The 18435-nt window shown below is 60.0% G+C and carries 19 protein-coding genes; 15 read left to right on the top strand and 4 right to left on the bottom strand.

Annotation, left to right across the window (positions count from 1 at the left end):
- Positions 1 to 56 precede the first annotated feature (56 nt).
- Complete coding sequence (locus tag EIY72_RS20340; RefSeq protein ID WP_093217183.1) at positions 57 to 842, top strand: outer membrane protein OmpK; 786 nt, start codon at positions 57 to 59, stop codon at positions 840 to 842.
- A gap of 377 nt (positions 843 to 1219) precedes the next feature.
- A complete protein-coding gene (locus tag EIY72_RS20345; protein WP_093217179.1) occupies positions 1220 to 2005 on the top strand; it encodes an outer membrane protein OmpK in 786 nt (261 codons plus the stop codon).
- A 96-nt stretch (positions 2006 to 2101) separates the two neighbouring features.
- Here the strand turns inward: EIY72_RS20345 and EIY72_RS20350 are convergent, their stop codons facing one another.
- Positions 2102 to 3274, bottom strand: a complete 1173-nt coding sequence (locus EIY72_RS20350) for a patatin-like phospholipase family protein (RefSeq protein ID WP_093217174.1) — start codon at positions 3272 to 3274, stop codon at positions 2102 to 2104.
- Positions 3275 to 3309: 35 nt separating this feature from the next.
- On the bottom strand, positions 3310 to 4242 hold the full coding sequence (locus EIY72_RS20355) for a lipid A biosynthesis lauroyl acyltransferase (RefSeq protein ID WP_093217170.1): 933 nt from the start codon (positions 4240 to 4242) through the stop codon (positions 3310 to 3312).
- 118 nt (positions 4243 to 4360) lie between these two features.
- Between EIY72_RS20355 and minC the strand changes: the two genes are divergently transcribed.
- From minC to EIY72_RS20385, 7 genes are all read left to right on the top strand, one after another.
- Entirely contained in the window at positions 4361 to 5098 is a 738-nt protein-coding gene (gene minC, locus EIY72_RS20360) for a septum site-determining protein MinC (protein ID WP_093217164.1), read from the top strand.
- Between the two features lie 199 nt (positions 5099 to 5297).
- On the top strand, positions 5298 to 6110 hold the full coding sequence (minD, locus tag EIY72_RS20365; protein WP_093217159.1) for a septum site-determining protein MinD: 813 nt from the start codon (positions 5298 to 5300) through the stop codon (positions 6108 to 6110).
- 3 nt (positions 6111 to 6113) lie between these two features.
- Entirely contained in the window at positions 6114 to 6368 is a 255-nt protein-coding gene (gene minE, locus EIY72_RS20370; RefSeq protein WP_007974947.1) for a cell division topological specificity factor MinE, read from the top strand.
- Between the two features lie 182 nt (positions 6369 to 6550).
- Entirely contained in the window at positions 6551 to 7186 is a 636-nt protein-coding gene (locus EIY72_RS20375) for an RluA family pseudouridine synthase (protein WP_093217154.1), read from the top strand.
- A 233-nt stretch (positions 7187 to 7419) separates the two neighbouring features.
- Entirely contained in the window at positions 7420 to 8709 is a 1290-nt protein-coding gene (locus EIY72_RS20380) for a M18 family aminopeptidase (protein WP_093217149.1), read from the top strand.
- A 185-nt stretch (positions 8710 to 8894) separates the two neighbouring features.
- The gene (locus EIY72_RS29980; RefSeq protein ID WP_162276431.1) at positions 8895 to 9062 is read left to right on the top strand and encodes a hypothetical protein; all 168 of its coding nucleotides are present in this window, start codon (positions 8895 to 8897) and stop codon (positions 9060 to 9062) included.
- 78 nt (positions 9063 to 9140) lie between these two features.
- Positions 9141 to 11297, top strand: coding sequence for a mechanosensitive ion channel family protein (locus EIY72_RS20385; protein ID WP_093217146.1), 2157 nt, complete (start codon positions 9141 to 9143; stop codon positions 11295 to 11297).
- 91 nt (positions 11298 to 11388) lie between these two features.
- Here EIY72_RS20385 and EIY72_RS20390 read toward each other — a convergent pair whose 3' ends face one another.
- Both EIY72_RS20390 and EIY72_RS20395 read right to left on the bottom strand, forming a co-directional pair.
- Positions 11389 to 11928: a hypothetical protein gene (locus EIY72_RS20390; protein WP_093217141.1), complete on the bottom strand. Its 540-nt coding sequence runs from the start codon at positions 11926 to 11928 to the stop codon at positions 11389 to 11391.
- Positions 11929 to 12078: 150 nt separating this feature from the next.
- A complete protein-coding gene (locus EIY72_RS20395; protein WP_093217136.1) occupies positions 12079 to 12792 on the bottom strand; it encodes a UTRA domain-containing protein in 714 nt (237 codons plus the stop codon).
- Between the two features lie 352 nt (positions 12793 to 13144).
- Here EIY72_RS20395 and EIY72_RS20400 point away from each other — a divergent pair, with 352 nt between their 5' ends.
- The 6 genes from EIY72_RS20400 (at position 13145) to EIY72_RS20425 (ending at position 18430) form a co-directional block, all read left to right on the top strand.
- A complete protein-coding gene (locus EIY72_RS20400; RefSeq protein WP_093217131.1) occupies positions 13145 to 14209 on the top strand; it encodes an ABC transporter substrate-binding protein in 1065 nt (354 codons plus the stop codon).
- A gap of 111 nt (positions 14210 to 14320) precedes the next feature.
- A complete protein-coding gene (locus tag EIY72_RS20405; RefSeq protein ID WP_093217126.1) occupies positions 14321 to 15127 on the top strand; it encodes an alkaline phosphatase family protein in 807 nt (268 codons plus the stop codon).
- Positions 15128 to 15132: 5 nt separating this feature from the next.
- On the top strand, positions 15133 to 15969 hold the full coding sequence (locus tag EIY72_RS20410; RefSeq protein ID WP_162276436.1) for an ABC transporter permease: 837 nt from the start codon (positions 15133 to 15135) through the stop codon (positions 15967 to 15969).
- Positions 15956 to 16756: an ABC transporter permease gene (locus tag EIY72_RS20415; protein WP_093217115.1), complete on the top strand. Its 801-nt coding sequence runs from the start codon at positions 15956 to 15958 to the stop codon at positions 16754 to 16756. The genes EIY72_RS20410 and EIY72_RS20415 overlap by 14 nt, the downstream gene beginning before the upstream one ends.
- Complete coding sequence (locus EIY72_RS20420; RefSeq protein WP_093217110.1) at positions 16753 to 17742, top strand: ABC transporter ATP-binding protein; 990 nt, start codon at positions 16753 to 16755, stop codon at positions 17740 to 17742. The genes EIY72_RS20415 and EIY72_RS20420 overlap by 4 nt, the downstream gene beginning before the upstream one ends.
- A 34-nt stretch (positions 17743 to 17776) precedes the next feature.
- Positions 17777 to 18430 (top strand): HAD family hydrolase, encoded by a 654-nt coding sequence (locus EIY72_RS20425; protein WP_093217105.1) that lies wholly within the window; start codon positions 17777 to 17779, stop codon positions 18428 to 18430.
- Positions 18431 to 18435 lie beyond the last annotated feature (5 nt).

The following is an 18435-nucleotide window of genomic DNA, read 5'->3' on the forward strand; positions in this document are numbered from 1 at the left end:
GCCCACAGGATCGGGACGACTTGCGCCTCAAAAATAAAAACAAAAGGGAGCAACAGATGATTCGGACACCCAGCAACCTGTTGTTGAGCGGCGGCCTGCTGGCCGCCAGTCAAGCCATGGCCGGCGATTTACTGCTGTGGCAGACCAACAGCCTGAGCTACCTGTACGGCAAGAACTATTCAGTCAACCCGGCGATCCAGCAGACGCTCACCTTTGAACACGCCGATCGCTGGAAGTACGGCGACAACTTCCTGTTCATCGACAGCACCTGGTACAACGGCGAACAAGACCGCAACAAAGGCGCTCACGCCTATTACGGCGAATTCAGCCCGCGCCTGTCCTTCGGCAAAATCCTCGACCGTCGCTTCGAATTCGGCCCGATCAAGGACGTGCTGCTCGCCATGACCTACGAAAATGGCGAAGACGACACCAAGGCCTACCTGATCGGCCCCGGCTTCGACCTGGCAGTGCCGGGTTTCAACTACGTCACCCTGAACTTCTATCGTCGCGAAACCGAAGGCCCGCGCCCGGGGGATGGCGTCTGGCAGATCACCCCGGGCTGGTCCTACACCCTGCCGCTGGGCAACTCCAACCTGCTGATCGACGGTTACATCGACTGGGTCGTCGACAACGACCAGAACGCCCGGGGCACCTATCACGCCAACGTCCACGTCAACCCGCAGATCAAGTACGACCTGGGCAAAGCCATGGGCTGGCGCGAGAAGCAGGTGTATGTCGGCGCCGAATACAGCTACTGGAAAGACAAATACGGCATCGAAGACAGCCCGCGCTTCAATACCGATGAAAACACCGCCAGCCTGCTGGTGAAGGTGCATTTCTGATGATTGCCCGCAACCGTGCCCCACACCTGTCGTCGGTGCGCCGTTGCGGAGCACTTGAGACCTGGCCTGGGAGTCAGTATTCTCCGCGGCCGCCCGAATCCGGTTTAAAAAAAAGCCCGGATGTAAAACCTGACCAGCCGGCCAACTTATCCAGGCACTGGTCAGTCACAAGGCAATCCAAAACACCTCTCAATCGACGGCTCCAGAGCCGCCGAACGGGAGTTTTTTTGCTTTTCGAAAGCCTTGGCTCAGCTTTTGCTATCAGCACCAAAGCTGACCGAATGGATGATTTTTTACCGCTGCAAAAACAGGCGCCACACCAGAGCGCCGAGCCTAAAAAAATAACGTGGAACCACTTACAGTTTGGGAGCAACCGAATGAAACGTACGTGCACTAGCCTGATGCTGGCCGGATCAATGCTGGCCGGAGGCCAGGCCATGGCCGGCGATCTTCTGCAATGGCAGAACAACAGCCTGACCTACCTCTACGGCAAAGACTTCAAGGTCAATCCGCACATTCAGCAAACCGTGACCTTCGAGCACGCCGATGCCTGGAAGTACGGCGATAACTTCTTCTTCGTCGACAAGATCTTCTACAACGGTGACAAGGACTTCAACAACGGTCCGAACACCTACTACGGCGAGTTCCAGCCGCGTATTTCCCTGGGCAAGGTGCTCGATCAGAAGATCGAATTCGGTCCGATCAAGGACGTGCTGCTGGCGATGACGTACGAGTTCGGCGAGGGTGATACCGAGTCCTACCTGATCGGTCCTGGCTTCGACCTGGCGATCCCTGGTTTCGACTACTTCCAGTTGAACTTCTACAACCGTCACACCGAAGGCAGCCGTCCGGGCGACAACGTCTGGCAGGTCACCCCAGTGTGGTCCTACACCATCCCGGTCGGCGATTCGAGCGTCCTGATCGACGGTTACATGGACTGGGTCATGGACAACGACGTCAACAGCAAAGGCGAATACCACGCCAACTTGCACTTCAACCCACAGGTCAAATACGACCTGGGCAAGGCGTTGAATTTCGGTGCCAAACAGCTGTACGTCGGTGTCGAGTACGACTACTGGAAAAACAAGTACGGGATCGAAGATTCCGGCGCGTTCACCACCAACCAGAACGTGACCAGCTTCCTGGTGAAGTTCCACTTCTGATTCGGCGGCGTCCTCACGGGCGCCATCGCCAGCAGGCTCGCTCCCACACCGGTTTTGTGTGGGAGCCGCCTGCTGGCGATGGCCGCAACACAAATTTCAGGCCGGAACTGCCGCCTCGGCAATCCCCAGAAACCGGCAAAGCTCGCGCCCCTTGGCCAGCGCATCACGCCGGCCCAGCTCGATCAATTCACTGCAATAACCCGCCTCGAACAACAGATAGCTGAGCACCCCTGCCCCGCTGGTCTTGGTCGCACCCGGCCCACGCAGAAACAGACGCAACGCCGCTGGCAGTTCCTGACGATGCCGCGCGGCAATCTCATCGATCGGCTGACTCGGCGAAATCACCAATACCTCCACCGGTGCCACGCCCAGTTCGCGAATCGGCGTACCGTCGGGCATCAAGTGACTGAACTGGTTCAGGCGCTGCAACAGTTCGATGTCGCTTTCCAGGCTGTCGATGAAGGTACTGTTGAGCATGTGCCCGCCAATCTGCGCCAGGGTCGGCTGTTGACCGGTGTAGGCACGCTGCAGTGGTTGCTGCGGGTCGACACCCCTGGGGTTGCCGCTGACTCCGACCACAAGCACACGACTGGCGCCCAGGTGCAACGCCGGGCTGATGGGGGCCGATTGACGTACCGCGCCGTCACCAAAATACTCCTCGCCGATTTTCACCGGCGCGAAGAGCAGCGGGATGGCCGAACTGGCGAGCAGGTGATCAACGGACAACCGGGTGGGAACGCCGATGCGTCGGTGACGCAACCAGGCGTCGATCTTGCCGCCACCTTGATAGAAAGTGACCGCCTGTCCGGATTCATAACCGAACGCCGTCACCGCCACGGCATGCAATTGCCGTTGCGCGATGGCTTCCTCGATGCCGTGCATGGACAGTTTGTCGTGGAGCAGATCGCGCAGCGGCGAGCTATTGAGCAACGCTACAGGCAGGTGGCTGCCCAGGCCCAGCAGGCTGTGGCTGACAAAACGGCTGGCCTGGCGTATCACGCCCGGCCAGTCGCTGCGCAATACCAGATGGCTGCGAAAACCTTGCCAGAAGGTCGTCAGGCGTTCGATGGCACTGCGAAAGTCCATGGCGCCACTGGCCAGGCTGACAGCGTTGATGGCCCCGGCGGAGGTGCCGACGATCACCGGAAAAGGATTGCTCGCACCGGGTGGCAGCAACTCGGCAATCGCCGCCAGCACACCGACCTGATACGCCGCCCGAGCCCCGCCGCCGGAAAGAATCAAGCCTGTAACCGGTTCAGCTGGGCTCATCGCAACACTCCATGGTGCTTATAGGGTTCGATCGTTCAACCGCGTTTTTTGTACAGCTTGGGTTCACCCGGTGGCCGGCTCTTGAAGCGGCGATGGGCCCACAGGTACTGCTCGGGGCACTCACGCAGCGCACTTTCGATCCACTGATTGATGCGGATGCAGTCCTCTTCGTCGGTTTCCCCGGGAAAACCGTCGAGCGGTGCATGAATCACCAGTCGATAGCCGCTGCCGTCCGCCAGGCGCTCCTGGGTGAACGGCACCACCAGCGCCTTGCCCAGCCGTGCAAACTTGCTGGTGGCGGTCACGGTCGCCGCCTGGATGCCGAACAGCGGCACGAAAATGCTTTGCTTGGCGCCGTAGTCCTGGTCCGGTGCATACCAGATCGCCCGGCCGGCACGCAGCAACTTGAGCATCCCGCGCACGTCCTCGCGCTCCACCGCCAGCGAATCGAGATTATGCCGCTCGCGCCCCTGGCGCTGGATGTAGTCGAACAGCGGGTTCTTGTGCTCGCGGTACATGCCGTCAATGGTGTGCTGCTGGCCGAGCAACGCCGCGCCGATTTCCAGCGTGGTGAAGTGCAACGCCATCAGGATCACGCCTTTGCCTTCGCGCTGGGCCTTCTGCAAATGCTCCAGCCCTTCGACATGGGCCAGGCTGGCGAGGCGCTTGCGCGACCACCACCAACTCATCGCCATCTCGAAGAAGGCAATCCCGGTGGAGGCAAAGTTCTCCTTGAGCAGACGCTTGCGCTCGGCCGGCGTCTTTTCCGGGAAACACAGCTCCAGATTGCGTTTGGCAATGCGCCGCCGCTCGCCGGCCACCCGGTACATGCCGGCACCCAGGACACGTCCGATCCACAGCAACGCCGGGTACGGCAACTGGACGATCAGCCACAACAGCCCCAGGCCGCACCACAGCGGCCAGAAACGTGGCGATAAAAATGCTTTTTGAAAACGCGGGCGGTCCATTAAAGCTTCCGGAATGACAATGGCCGCGCATTCTACATCGTTCGACCCGGCTTGCGGCCTGCGGGCGTTCTCGTTATAAGTCTCGGCACTTTTAGTGACAAGTCGTTGTACGCCGACCATGAGCCAAACCGAACTGCTAGACCAAGATCCCGTGTTCCAGTTGAAGGGCAGCATGCTGGCCATTACGGTGCTGGAGCTGGCCCGTAACGACCTCGAAAGCCTCGATCGGCAACTGGCCGCCAAGGTCGCCCAGGCGCCCAACTTTTTCAGCAACGCGCCGCTGGTACTGGCTCTGGACAAACTCCCGGCCAACGAGGGCGCAGTTGACCTGCCAGGCCTGATGCGCGTCTGCCGTCAGCATGGCCTGCGCACCCTGGCGATCCGTGCCAGCCGAATCGAAGACATCGCTGCGGCCATTGCCGTCGATCTGCCGGTGCTGCCGCCATCGGGCGCTCGTGAGCGTCCACTGGACCTGAGCGAAGGCGAACCGAAGAAAAAACCGGAAAAGCCACCCGAGCCGACCATCAAACCGACGAAAATCATCACCTCGCCTGTGCGTGGCGGACAACAGATCTATGCCCAGGGCAGCGATCTGGTGGTGATCTCATCGGTCAGCCCGGGGGCGGAACTTCTCGCCGATGGCAACATCCATGTATACGGCCCCATGCGTGGTCGTGTGCTGGCCGGCGTCAAGGGCGATACCAAGGCACGGATTTTCTGCCAGCAGATGAGCGCTGAACTGATCTCCATCGCCGGTCATTACAAGGTTTCCGAAGATCTGCGCCGCGACCCGTTATGGGGTTCGGGCGTGCAGGTCAGCCTGTCAGGCGACGTGTTGAACATCATTCGGCTTTAACGGATACTGCCGCATTTTCCAAGCATCTCTAAAACGTAGCGAAAACGGCTCAAACGAAGTAGGAAACAGGCAAAAGCAGTGTTTACCGGGGGTAAACGCCGCCAGAAACCGAATTCCAGCCAAGGCTGTCCGACTGCAGTAGTTTTCAAGAGATGTTTTTCAGGGGCTAAAAGTCCTTTTTCCTTAGGGGTGAAACACCTTGGCCAAGATTCTCGTGGTTACATCCGGCAAGGGTGGTGTGGGTAAGACCACCACCAGCGCCGCTATCGGTACCGGCCTCGCTCTGCGTGGTCACAAGACAGTTATCGTCGACTTCGACGTGGGCTTGCGTAACCTCGACCTGATCATGGGTTGCGAGCGCCGCGTGGTGTATGACTTCGTCAACGTGGTCAACGGCGAAGCCAACCTGCAACAGGCCCTGATCAAAGACAAGCGCCTGGAAAACCTCTATGTACTGGCCGCCAGCCAGACCCGCGACAAAGACGCGTTGACCGTCGAAGGCGTGGAAAAAGTCCTGATGGAGCTCAAGGAACAGTTTGAGTTCGTGGTCTGCGATTCCCCGGCGGGCATCGAGAAAGGCGCCCACCTGGCCATGTACTTCGCTGACGAAGCGATCGTCGTGACCAACCCGGAAGTCTCCTCGGTACGTGACTCGGACCGAATGCTCGGCCTGCTGGCCAGCAAGTCCCGTCGCGCCGAACGTGGCGAAGACCCGATCAAGGAACATCTGCTGATCACCCGCTACCACCCGGAGCGTGTCAGCAAAGGTGAAATGCTCGGCGTAGAAGACGTCAAGGAAATCCTCTCGGTAGCGCTGCTCGGCGTGATCCCGGAATCCCAGGCGGTGCTCAAGGCATCCAACCAGGGCGTGCCGGTGATTCTCGACGACCAGAGCGATGCCGGCCAGGCCTACAGCGACACCGTAGATCGCCTGCTGGGCAAGACCGTGGACCATCGGTTCCTCGATGTACAGAAGAAGGGATTCTTCGAGCGCCTGTTTGGAGGCAACTAAGCAATGAACCTTTTTGACTTCTTTCGTGCCAACAAAAAGCAAAGCACCGCGTCGGTAGCGAAAGAGCGTCTACAGATCATCGTGGCGCACGAACGCGGCCAACGCAGCACCCCGGATTATCTGCCGGCCTTGCAGAAGGAACTGGTCGAGGTGATCCGCAAGTACGTCAATATCGGGTCCGATGACGTGCATGTCGCACTGGAAAGCCAGGGCAGCTGCTCGATTCTGGAACTCAATATCACCCTGCCAGATCGCTGAGTCGATCCGGCAGGAGCCACGGCGGCTCAGATCCTTCTGGCCTTGATGTGGGAGCGAGCTTGCTCGCGATGGTGTGTCAGTCACCTTGATGTCGACTGATGGACCATCGCGAGCAAGCTCGCTCCCACCAGGGGCGGCGAAGGACCTGAGCCGCCGTTGGCGTTTGTTACGAGGCTGTTTTAATGCCGTTGTCCAATATCCACATCCTCCACCAGGATGCCGCCGTACTGGTGGTGAACAAACCGACCCTGTTGCTCTCCGTCCCCGGCCGGGCCGACGACAACAAGGACTGCCTGATCACTCGCCTGCAGGAAAACGGCTACCCGGAAGCCCGCATTGTCCACCGCCTGGACTGGGAAACCTCCGGCATCATCCTGCTGGCCCGCGACCCGGACAGCCATCGCGAACTGTCTCGGCAGTTTCACGACCGCGAAACGGAAAAAGCCTACACCGCCCTGTGCTGGGGTCAGCCGGAACTGGACAGCGGCAGCATCGACCTGCCGTTGCGCTACGATCCGCCGACCAAGCCTCGGCACGTGGTCGACCATGAATTCGGCAAGCACGCCCTGACCTTCTGGAAAGTCCTGGAGCGTTGCGGCGACTGGTGCCGCGTCGAGTTGACCCCGATCACAGGCCGCTCACACCAGTTGCGCGTGCACATGCTGTCGATTGGGCATCCGTTACTCGGTGACGGGCTCTATGCCCATGAACAGGCGCTGGCGGCATGGCCGAGACTGTGCCTGCACGCGAGCATGCTCAGCTTCACCCATCCGCAGACAGGTGAACGCCTGCGCTTCGAGTGTCCGGCGCCGTTCTAATCAACAGGATTTGAACAGCTTTTGTGGCGAGGGAGCTTGCTCCCGTTCGGTTGCGCAGCAGCCGCAACACCTGCGCACGCGGTGCACCTGATACATCGCCTGGGAGCGCTTCGCACTCCAACGGGAGCAAGCTCCCTCGCCACAGTCATTCGCGTTCGACAGCAACTGACCGCCCACCGCCAATTCCCCGACCAATACGTTAAACTGGCGCCATTGCTGTCTGGAGCTATGTTATGCGCGAAGAGTTGAACCAAGGCCTGATCGACTTCCTCAAGGCCTCCCCTACCCCGTTTCATGCCACCGCCAGTCTCGTTCAACGCCTGGAAGCGGCGGGTTATCAGCGTCTCGACGAACGCGAGCCGTGGAACACCGAAACCAACGGTCGCTACTACGTCACCCGTAACGACTCTTCGATTGTCGCCATCAAGATGGGCCGTCATTCGCCACTGCATGGCGGCATTCGCCTGGTCGGCGCCCACACCGACAGCCCGTGCCTGCGGGTAAAGCCACAGCCTGAGCTGCAACGCCAGGGCTTCTGGCAACTGGGCGTCGAGGTGTATGGCGGCGCGCTGCTGGCGCCGTGGTTCGACCGCGACCTGTCCCTGGCCGGTCGCGTCACCTTCCGTCGTGACGGCAAGGTCGAAAGCCAGCTTATCGACTTCAAGGCACCGGTCGCGATCATTCCCAACCTGGCCATTCACCTCAACCGCGAAGCCAACATGGGTTGGGCCATCAACGCCCAAACCGAACTGCCGCCGATCCTCGCGCAGTTTGCCGGTGACGAGCGCGTGGACTTCCGCGCCGTGCTCACCGACCAGCTCGCCCGCGAACACGGCCTCAATGCCGACGTCGTGCTCGACTACGAGCTGAGCTTCTACGACACCCAGAGCGCGGCGGTCATCGGCTTGCACGGTGACTTCATCGCCGGTGCACGCCTGGACAACCTGCTGTCCTGCTACGCCGGCCTGCAAGCCTTGCTGACCGCCGACACCGACGAAACCTGCGTGCTGGTGTGCAACGACCACGAGGAAGTCGGTTCCTGCTCGGCCTGCGGCGCCGATGGCCCGATGCTCGAACAGACCCTGCGCCGCCTGCTGCCCGAAGGTGACGAGTTCGTCCGCACCATCCAGAAATCCCTGCTGGTCTCGGCGGACAATGCCCACGGCGTGCACCCCAACTACGCCGACAAGCATGACGCCAACCATGGCCCGAAACTCAACGCTGGCCCAGTGATCAAGGTCAACAGCAACCAGCGCTATGCCACCAACAGCGAAACCGCGGGTTTCTTCCGTCACCTGTGCATGGCCGAGGAGGTGCCGGTGCAAAGTTTCGTGGTGCGCAGCGACATGGGTTGCGGTTCGACCATCGGCCCGATCACCGCCAGTCACCTGGGCGTGCGCACCGTGGACATCGGCCTGCCGACCTTCGCCATGCACTCGATCCGCGAACTGTGTGGCAGTCATGACCTGGCACACCTGGTCAAGGTGCTCAGCGCGTTCTACGCCTGCCGCGAATTGCCGTAAACCTGCAGATCATCGCGAGCCAGCTCGCTCCTACAGGGCTCAACACCTGCCTGTGGGAGCGCGCCTGCTCAGACAATGCAAGTTTCATGGTTTTACTGCTTCATTCTTGATACACATCACTGCGCGGGCCGCTAAAGCCTCCTAGACTTAAAGTATCCTTACGACAAGGCCGTCCCATGATCTCGATGTCTACCTTCCAAGCCATGCTGATCCCGATTCTTGCCGGGATGATCCTGCTGGCGATCGGCTTCAATTTTCGCGACAAGAATGCCGGCGTGTTCACCATGTGGATCGGCATGTTGACGATTCTTGCGACCGTGGTGATCAAGATCCTCGCCAAACTCAACGAATAAATCCGCTCTGCCGACTCGCATTGACTTTGACGGGCTCGTACACTCGGTCGATCCGCTCCCTGCGAGGTTGACCGCCTAGTGTTCGCTCGACTTTTTGCCCTGCCGTGTTTTTTCCTTGTCTGCCTGATGATGCTGCTGCCGATGGCGCCTGCCCAGGCCGTAGGTTTGCCCGGGCTGCTCAATAACCAGGCCAAGGCCCAGCCCGAAGCACAGGAACCGCTGGGGCAATCCCTGGACGAAGTGATCAAGTCACTGGAGAACGACCAGCAACGCAGCAAACTGCTGGCGGACCTGAAAAAACTGCGTGATGTGACAAAAAAAGCCCAGCCGGCCCCCGAAGAAGGTGTCTTGAGCCTGATTGGCGGGACCCTGGCCAATATCGAACAAAAACTTTCCGGCGACGACAGCCCGCTCACCCGTTGGTCCAGCGAGCTCGATCAGGCCGGTGACGAGCTGGTCGCACTGGCGCTGCCGGCCAATGAATGGCTGCCGATGCTGTTTGCCTTCGCCATGATCCTGGCGGTCTGGAGCCTGCTGGCCGCCGCGCTGATCTGGCTCAGCCATCGGGTACGCATGCGTTTCGGCCTGACCGAGGAGTTGCCGCAACACCCAAGGGCGCTGGACATGCTGCGCTTTGCCTTGCGCAAACTCGGTCCCTGGCTGATTGCCTTGGTCATCACCGTCTACATGAGCTACGCCCTGCCCTCATCCCTGGGCAAAAGCCTGGCCATGGTACTGGCCTATGCGCTGGTGGTCGGCACCTGTTTCTCGGCGATCTGCGTGATCGCCTTCTCCCTGCTCGACGGTCCGCACCGACACCGTGCCCTGTACATCCTGCGGCACCAGGCCTTCCGGCCACTGTGGCTGATCGGCAGCTTCGCCGCCTTCGGCGAAGCCTTGAGCGACCCGCAACTGGTCAGCAGTCTCGGCAGCCACCTGGCCCACACCGCCGCGACCGTCGCCAATGTGCTGGCAGCCTTGTCCACCGGGCTGTTCATCCTGCGTTTCCGCCGGCCGATTGCCCACCTGATCCGCAACCAGCCACTGTCCCGGCGCCTGACCCGGCGCGCATTCAATGACACGCTGTCGATCCTCGGCACCTTTTGGTTCGTCCCCGCCCTGGTGCTGGTCGGCATCTCGCTGTTCGCCACATTCATCTCGGCCGGCGACACCAGCACGGCATTGCGCCAATCGCTGATCTGTACGGTGTTGCTGGTGCTGTGCATGGTCATCAACGGCCTGGTTCGCCGCCACGCCCTCAGGCCCCAGCGCGGCATCAAGCGCCACGCCCTGTATTCGGAGCGTCTGAAGAACTTTTGCTACACCATCGCGCATCTGCTGGTCTGGCTGGCCTTCATCGAACTCGGCCTGCGGGTCTGGGGCATGTCGCTGATACGGATTACCGAAGGTGATGGCCACGAGGTCACCATGAAGGTGTTCGGCCTGGCCGGCACCTTGCTGTTTGCCTGGCTGGTCTGGATTCTCAGCGACACCGCCGTGCACCTGGCCCTCACGCGCTCACGCAAAGGCCCGGCCAATGCGCGGGCACAGACGATGATGCCGCTGATCCGCAACGTGCTGTTCGTGGCGATCTTCATCATTGCCCTGATTGTCGCCCTGGCGAACATGGGCATGAACGTCACACCGTTGCTGGCCGGTGCCGGTGTCATCGGTCTGGCCATCGGTTTTGGTGCGCAGTCGCTGGTCGCCGACCTGATCACCGGGTTGTTCATCATCATCGAGGACTCACTGGCCATCGACGACTACGTGGACGTCGGCGGCCACCTGGGCACCGTCGAAGGCCTGACGATCCGCACCGTGCGCCTGCGCGACATCGACGGGATCGTGCACACCATCCCGTTCAGCGAAATCAAAAGCATCAAGAACTACTCCCGGGAGTTCGGCTATGCGATCTTCCGTGTGGCAATACCGGCCAACATGGAGATCGACAACGCGATCAAGATGATGCGCGAGGTCGGCCAGAAAATGCGCACCGACCCGTTGCAGCGACGCAACATCTGGTCGCCCCTGGAGTTTCAGGGCGTGGAAAGCTTCGAATCCGGCAACGCCATTCTGCGCGCCCGGTTCAAGACGGCGCCGATCAAGCAATGGGAGGTTTCCCGGGCGTTCAACCTGTCGCTCAAGCGATACATGGACGAGCTTGGGCTGGATCTGGCCACACCGAGAATGAGTGTTCAGGTCGTGACGGCGGGAGGCGACCCGGATAAGGTGTAGTACAACCAATACAGCTCGGGCAAGAGCCGAGCTGTATTGCCTGCAAATAATGTTCTTATCAGATACGTTTCTTGGCAAAGACGTCCAATGATTATTGGACGTTCAACACGATAGGCACCGGCTTGGCTGTAAAGGCTTTATCGGCAGGGTGTTTTTTCCAGGTACCGGTTCCCGTCGGGACCTTATAGTAAACATCACGATTTGAATCTACTCGCTCTAATTTCATTGCAGCAATCAGAAAGTTATAAAGTGTATCCTGATCGTCAAATGCGTCATCCCCATCAAATTGAATGACCGCCGCGGAAGACTTTGCATACGCATTGATCACCACCCCTCCTTTGGATGGACTTCTGCTTAGCAACTGCTGATCCAGTGTCCTCAGGGTAAAACTTTCAGCCCGGTCGCTGATGCAAAGGTATCCATCGCTGTCCAATGCAACGCGCTGTTTATTGTCCATGTCTCCGACGCTGATTAGAAACTTGTCTGTACTCGCATAAAAATAGAACAGGGTTGGCTCATGACCCGGCAGGCGTGCACCAATCCTTTCCGGGGAAATAACTGAAACCGGGCTCCCGAAGATACTCAGCGTTCCTTTGAATGTTTCCCTTGCACCATATTCATTATCAAACATGGAAATCTCCTTATATAAAATTCAAAAGCCGCAAAAGTGCGACCAGTGAACATCCTATAAAGAACAGGTGAGAGCACACAGCGCAAACTTTATACTTGCAGTTTCAAACTTTGCAGTTCAATCCATCATTTATTCGCAATATAAAAACATTCAAACCACATCCACCCCGACATGAATCGCATCATGCCGCCAGAACTCCAGGTCGCAGTCGATCAAGCGTTCATGCTGGTCATAGTTGACCCGGGCAATCTGCAGGCCCGGGCTGCCCACTGACACCTTCAGCGCCGCCGCCGCTTCCACCGACAACGCTGTCGGCACAATCTCGAAACGCACCCGCCCGTATTGCAGGTCGTAATGCCGCGCATAGAGCTCGGTGATCGACTGGTTCAAATCAAACTCAAGTATTCCCGGAAAGTACTTCGGGTTCAGGTAGTGCTCTACGTACAGCACCAGGCGCCCGTCAATCCGCCGCGAACGGCAGATCTGGATCACGCTCGACAGCGCCGGCAGTTGCAACCAGGCACACACTGCCGCCGACGCCGGTTGCAGGCGCGCCGAGATCACCTCGGTGGAGGGAACTCGCCCCTGGGCGCTGACCATTGCGTGAAAGTGACTGCGCTGCATCAGGTTATAGGCCAGACGCGGCGGCGAAACGAACCAGCCGCGACGCTCCTCGCGGTAAATCTGCCCTTGCGACTCCAGTTGCAACAAGGCTTCGCGCAAGGTGATGCGTGTGGTGCCAAATAGCTCGCTGAGTTTGCGCTCGGCGGGCAACTTGCTGCCGGGGGCGAGCAGACCGTGGTCGATCTGCTCTTGTAGCACCTGGCCAATGGCTGTCACCGCTTTTATTGCCTCTTCGCGCATCAAGGTTACCTTTCTGGACTAGACCAGCACTGTTTCAGGGCAGAACCACCCTGCAAACCGGCTCTTTCAATAGCCTGCAAGCGTAGGCAGTGCAGATGACCGAGAGATGACAAAGCTGCCGAGCGGTCGTCATCACTGCCTGCAAACCATCGGCCAAGTCCCTTGCCTGCCGGGGCTTTGGCCATGGTCTACGCTTAGCAGGCCTGCAGCGATACCCACCGATAAAAAGCCATGCCGGGCGACGAACGACATCAAAGTGTCATCCAGGCCCCTTAGATTGGCTCAGGTATTGCTGACCTAGACCAACACAAACCGCAATCGCAGCATTGAACACGACCCAAGGAGCTTCGGCATGAAAAAGCTTTTCCTGGCATCACTGTTAGGCTCGACCATCGCAATGTGCAGCGCCGCCATGGCCGCTGATGACCTGAAAACCCTTGAAGCCGCTGCGAAAGCAGAAGGCGCCGTCAACAGCGTCGGCATGCCCGATGACTGGGCCAACTGGGCCGGCACCTGGAAAGACCTGAGCGACAAGTACGGCCTCAAGCACATCGACACCGACATGAGCTCGGCGCAAGAAATCGCCAAATTTGCCGCGGAAAAAGACAACGCCACCGCCGACATCGGCGACGTCGGCGCAGCGTTCGGCCCGATCGCGGTCAAGCAGGGCGTGGTTCAGCCGTACAAGCCGTCCACCTGGGATCAGGTTCCGGCCTGGGCCAAGGACAAGGACGGTAACTGGGCACTGGCCTACACCGGCTCCATCGCGTTCATCGTCAACAAGAAGCTGCTGCACGGCTCCGAAGTACCGACCAAATGGTCCGACCTCAAGACCGGTAAATACAAGGTTTCCATCGGTGACGTAAGCACCGCTGCCCAGGCCGCCAACGGCGTACTGGCCGCCGCGCTGGCCAACGGTGGCGACGAGAAGAACGTCCAGCCTGCCCTGCTGCTGTTTGCAGACATCGCCAAGCAAGGTCGCCTGTCGATGGCCAACCCGACCATTGCCACCATGGAAAAAGGTGAAGTCGAAGTGGGCGTGGTCTGGGACTTCAACGGCTTGAGCTACAAGGCCAAGATGGCCAACCCGGATGACTACGTGGTGCTGATCCCGTCCGACGGTTCGGTGATTTCCGGTTACACCACCATCATCAACAAGTACGCGAAAAACCCCAACGCCGCCAAGCTGGCGCGTGAGTACATCTTCAGCGACGCCGGCCAGACCAACCTGGCCAAGGGTAACGCCCGTCCGATCCGCGCCGAGCACATCACCCTGCCCGCCGATGTGAAAGCCAAGCTGCTGCCGAACGAGCAGTACAAGAACGTGACGCCGATCAAGGACGCCGATGCCTGGGAAAAGACTTCCAAGGGTCTGCCGCAGAAGTGGCAGGAAGAAGTCATTATCAACATGCAGTAATGCTGTAGCCCGGCATCGATTGACGGGCACCTGAAAATCCCTGTGGGAGCAAGCCTGCTTGCTCCCACAGTGGATCGCGTTGATTTGGAGTTACACGGAGTTTTTGCCCCTATGAAGCACAACGTCATCCTTGTCGTGCTCGACGGCCTCAACTACGAGGTCGCCCGCCACGCCATGGGGCACCTGCAGGCTTACGTCGGCGCCGGCCGCGCCGCACTCTACAAGCTGGAGTGCGAATTGCCCGCGCTGTCCCGACCGCTCTACGAATGCATCCTGACCGGCGTCCCGCCGATCGACAGCGGCATCGTTCACAATCAAGTATCGCGCCTGTCCAACCAGCGCAGCATCTATCACTACGCGACAGCGGCCGGACTGACCACCGCCGCAGCGGCCTATCACTGGGTCAGCGAGTTGTACAACCGCTCACCCTTCGTTGCCGCCCGGGATCGCCACACTGACAACCCGGAACTGCCGATCCAGCACGGGCATTTCTACTGGAGCGATCACTACCCCGATTCGCACCTGTTTGCCGATGCCGAAAACCTGCGCCTGCGCCATGCACCGAACTTTCTGCTGATCCATCCGATGAACATCGACGACGCCGGGCACAAGCACGGCCTCGACACCCCGCAATACCGTAACAGCGCACGTTCGGCCGACATCATCCTCGCCGACTACCTGCAAAGCTGGCTCGACGCCGGTTACCAGGTGCTGGTGACCGCCGATCACGGCATGAACAACGACCGCTCGCACAACGGCTTGCTGCCAGAAGAACGCGAAGTGCCGCTGTTCGTCCTGGGTGACGCCTTCAGCTTCACGACAACCGCCGCGCCCAAACAAACCGAGATCTGCGGCACCGTCTGCGAACTGCTCGGTGTGCCCCACGACAAACCGGTCTGCCGGGAGCTGCTGAAGTGAAATCCATGACTCGCAGCAAATGGCTGGCCGCCCTGTGCCTGCTGCCCTTCGCGCTGTTCTTTATCGTCTTCGAAATCGCCCCGCTGACCTGGGTCATGATCAACAGCCTGCAATCGGAAGAGTTCGGCTGGGGCCTGGCCAATTTCAGCAAGATCTTCAATTCGAAGTTCTACCTGCAGGCGATCCAGTACAGCCTTGAAATCAGCTTCTGGTCCAGCGTCTTCGGCATCATCATCGCCGTGCTCGGAGCCTATTCCCTGCGCCGCGTGGACTCGAAACTGCGCAACTTCGTCAACGCCTTCGCCAACATGACCAGCAACTTCGCCGGCGTGCCCCTGGCGTTCGCCTTCATCATCCTGCTCGGTTTCAACGGCAGCTTCACCCTGATGCTCAAGCAGGCCGGGATCATCCAGGACTTCAACCTGTACTCCAAGACCGGGCTGATCATCCTCTACACCTACTTCCAGATTCCCCTCGGCGTGTTGCTGCTGTACCCGGCCTTCGACGCCCTGCGCGAAGACTGGCGCGAGTCTGCCGCCCTGCTCGGCGCCAGCGGCTGGCAGTTCTGGCGGCACATCGGCTTGCCTGTATTGACACCAGCCCTGCTCGGCACTTTCGTGATCCTCCTGGCCAACGCCCTTGGCGCCTACGCCACGGTGTACGCCCTGACCACCGGTAACTTCAACGTGTTGCCGATCCGCATTGCCGGGCTGGTGGCCGGTGACATTTCCCTGGACCCGAACCTGGCCAGTGCGCTGGCCGTGGTGCTGGTGGCGTTGATGACCCTGGTGACCATCGTGCATCAGTTGCTGTTGAAGAGGAGTTACCATGTCTCGCGCTGAAATCGGCCCGGTCGGCGTCTATCACCGCGTGGTGGTCTACCTGCTGTTCGCCATCCTGCTGCTGCCATTGCTCGGCACTTTGATCTACTCGATTGCCAGCAGCTGGTCGGCGACCATTCTGCCCAGCGGCTTTACCCTCAAGTGGTACATCCAGCTGTGGAGCGATCCGCGTTTTCTGCATGCCTTCGGTCAGTCGCTGCTGGTCTGCGTCGGTGCATTGATTCTGTCAGTGGTGCTGATCCTGCCGCTGCTGTTCGTGGTGCATTACCACTTCCCGAAACTCGACGCGCTGATGAACATTCTGATCCTGCTGCCCTTCGCGGTACCGCCAGTGGTGTCGTCGGTGGGCCTGTTGCAGCTCTACGGCTCGGGGCCGCTGGCGATGGTCGGTACGCCCTGGATCCTGATCGGTTGCTACTTCACCGTGGCCTTGCCGTTCATGTACCGGGCGATCACCAACAACCTGCAAGCGATCAACCTGCGCGACCTGATGGACGCCGCCCAGCTGCTCGGCGCCAGCACCTGGCAGGCCGCGTTCCTGGTGGTGCTGCCGAACCTGCGCAAGGGCCTGATGGTGGCGTTGCTGCTGTCGTTCTCCTTCCTGTTCGGCGAGTTCGTGTTCGCCAACATCCTCGTCGGCACCCGCTACGAAACCCTGCAGGTCTACCTCAACAACATGCGCAATAGCAGCGGCCACCTCACCAGTGCGCTGGTGATTTCCTACTTCTTCTTCGTACTGGTTCTGACCTGGGCGGCCAACATCTTGAACAGGGACAAAAGCGAATGAGCTATGTCAGCGTCCAACACCTTCAAAAGAATTACGCCGGTACCACGGTGTTCAGCGACATCAACTGCGAGATCCAGAAAGGCGAGTTCGTCACCCTGCTCGGCCCCTCCGGTTGCGGCAAATCCACGCTGTTGCGTTGCATCGCCGGCCTGACGCCCGTCGATGGTGGCAAGATCCTCCTCGACGGTGTCGATATCGTGCCCCTGAGCCCGCAGAAACGCGGGATCGGCATGGTGTTCCAGAGTTACGCGCTGTTCCCCAACATGACCGTGGAGCAGAATGTTGCCTTCGGCTTGCGCATGCAGAAGGTCAATGCCGATGACAGCCAAAAGCGTGTTGCCGAAGTGCTGAAGCTGGTGGAACTGCACGATTTTGCCGCGCGTTACCCCCATCAACTGTCCGGCGGCCAATGCCAGCGCGTCGCCCTCGCCCGCTCCCTGGTCACCCGGCCACGCTTGTTGTTGCTCGACGAACCGCTGTCGGCGCTGGATGCGCGGATCCGCAAGCACCTGCGTGAACAGATCCGGCAAATCCAGCGTGAACTGGGGCTGACGACGATTTTCGTCACCCACGATCAGGAAGAAGCCCTGACCATGTCGGACCGGATCTTCCTGATGAACCAGGGCAAGATCGTCCAGAGCGGCGATGCTGAAACCCTCTACACCGCACCGGTAGACGTGTTCGCCGCCGGCTTCATCGGCAACTACAACCTGCTGGATGCCGACGCGGCTTCGAAGCTGCTGCAACGGCCGATCAGCAAGCGCCTGGCCATTCGCCCCGAAGCCATCGAACTGAGCCTCAATGGCGAACTCGACGCCCAGGTGCGCAGCCACAGCCTGCTGGGCAACGTGATTCGCTACCGGATCGAAGCCCGCGGCGTGGAACTGGTGGTCGATGTGCTGAACCGTTCGGCGGCCGATCTGCATCCCGACGGTCAGCGCCTGGCGCTTTCCATCGATCCGACGGCCCTGTGTGAGGTAGCCTGATGACCTTGCTGACGATGAAGAGAGAACTGCACTGATGGCCCTGGCAATTTTTGATCTGGACGAAACCCTGATCCACGGCGACTGCGCCACCCTCTGGAGCGAGCAAATGGGCCGGCTGGGCTGGGTCGACCCCGAGTCCTTCATGCGCGAGAACAACGCGCTGATGGACGCCTACAGTCATGGCAAGCTGCGCATGGAGGACTACATGACCTTCAGCCTGGAGCCGATGATCGGCCGCACGCCGGACGAGGTCGAGCATTTGGTCGGCCCCTGGGTCGAGGACTACATCGAGCCGATCATTTTCAGTGACGCCACCAAAACCATCGCCGCACACCGCAAGGCCGGCGACCGGATCCTGGTGATTTCCGCCTCGGGCGTGCACCTGGTCGGCCCGATCGCCGAACGCCTGGGCATCGACGAGATTCTCGGCATCGAACTGGAAGTCGCCCACGGCGTTTACACCGGCCACACCGTCGGCACCCTGACCTACCGCGAAGGCAAGATCACCCGCTTGCTGGAGTGGCTGGACGAGCAGGAAGAAAACCTCGAAGGCGCGAGCTTCTATTCCGATTCGCGCAACGACCTGCCGTTGTTGCTCAAGGTCGATTTCCCCCACGTGGTCAACCCCGATCCGGTGCTGCGGGAACAGGCCGAGAAGGCCGGCTGGCCGATCCACGACTGGAAGTAACCCGC

The organism is Pseudomonas vancouverensis, from assembly GCF_004348895.1.
In the GTDB taxonomy this organism is placed as follows: domain Bacteria; phylum Pseudomonadota; class Gammaproteobacteria; order Pseudomonadales; family Pseudomonadaceae; genus Aquipseudomonas; species Aquipseudomonas vancouverensis.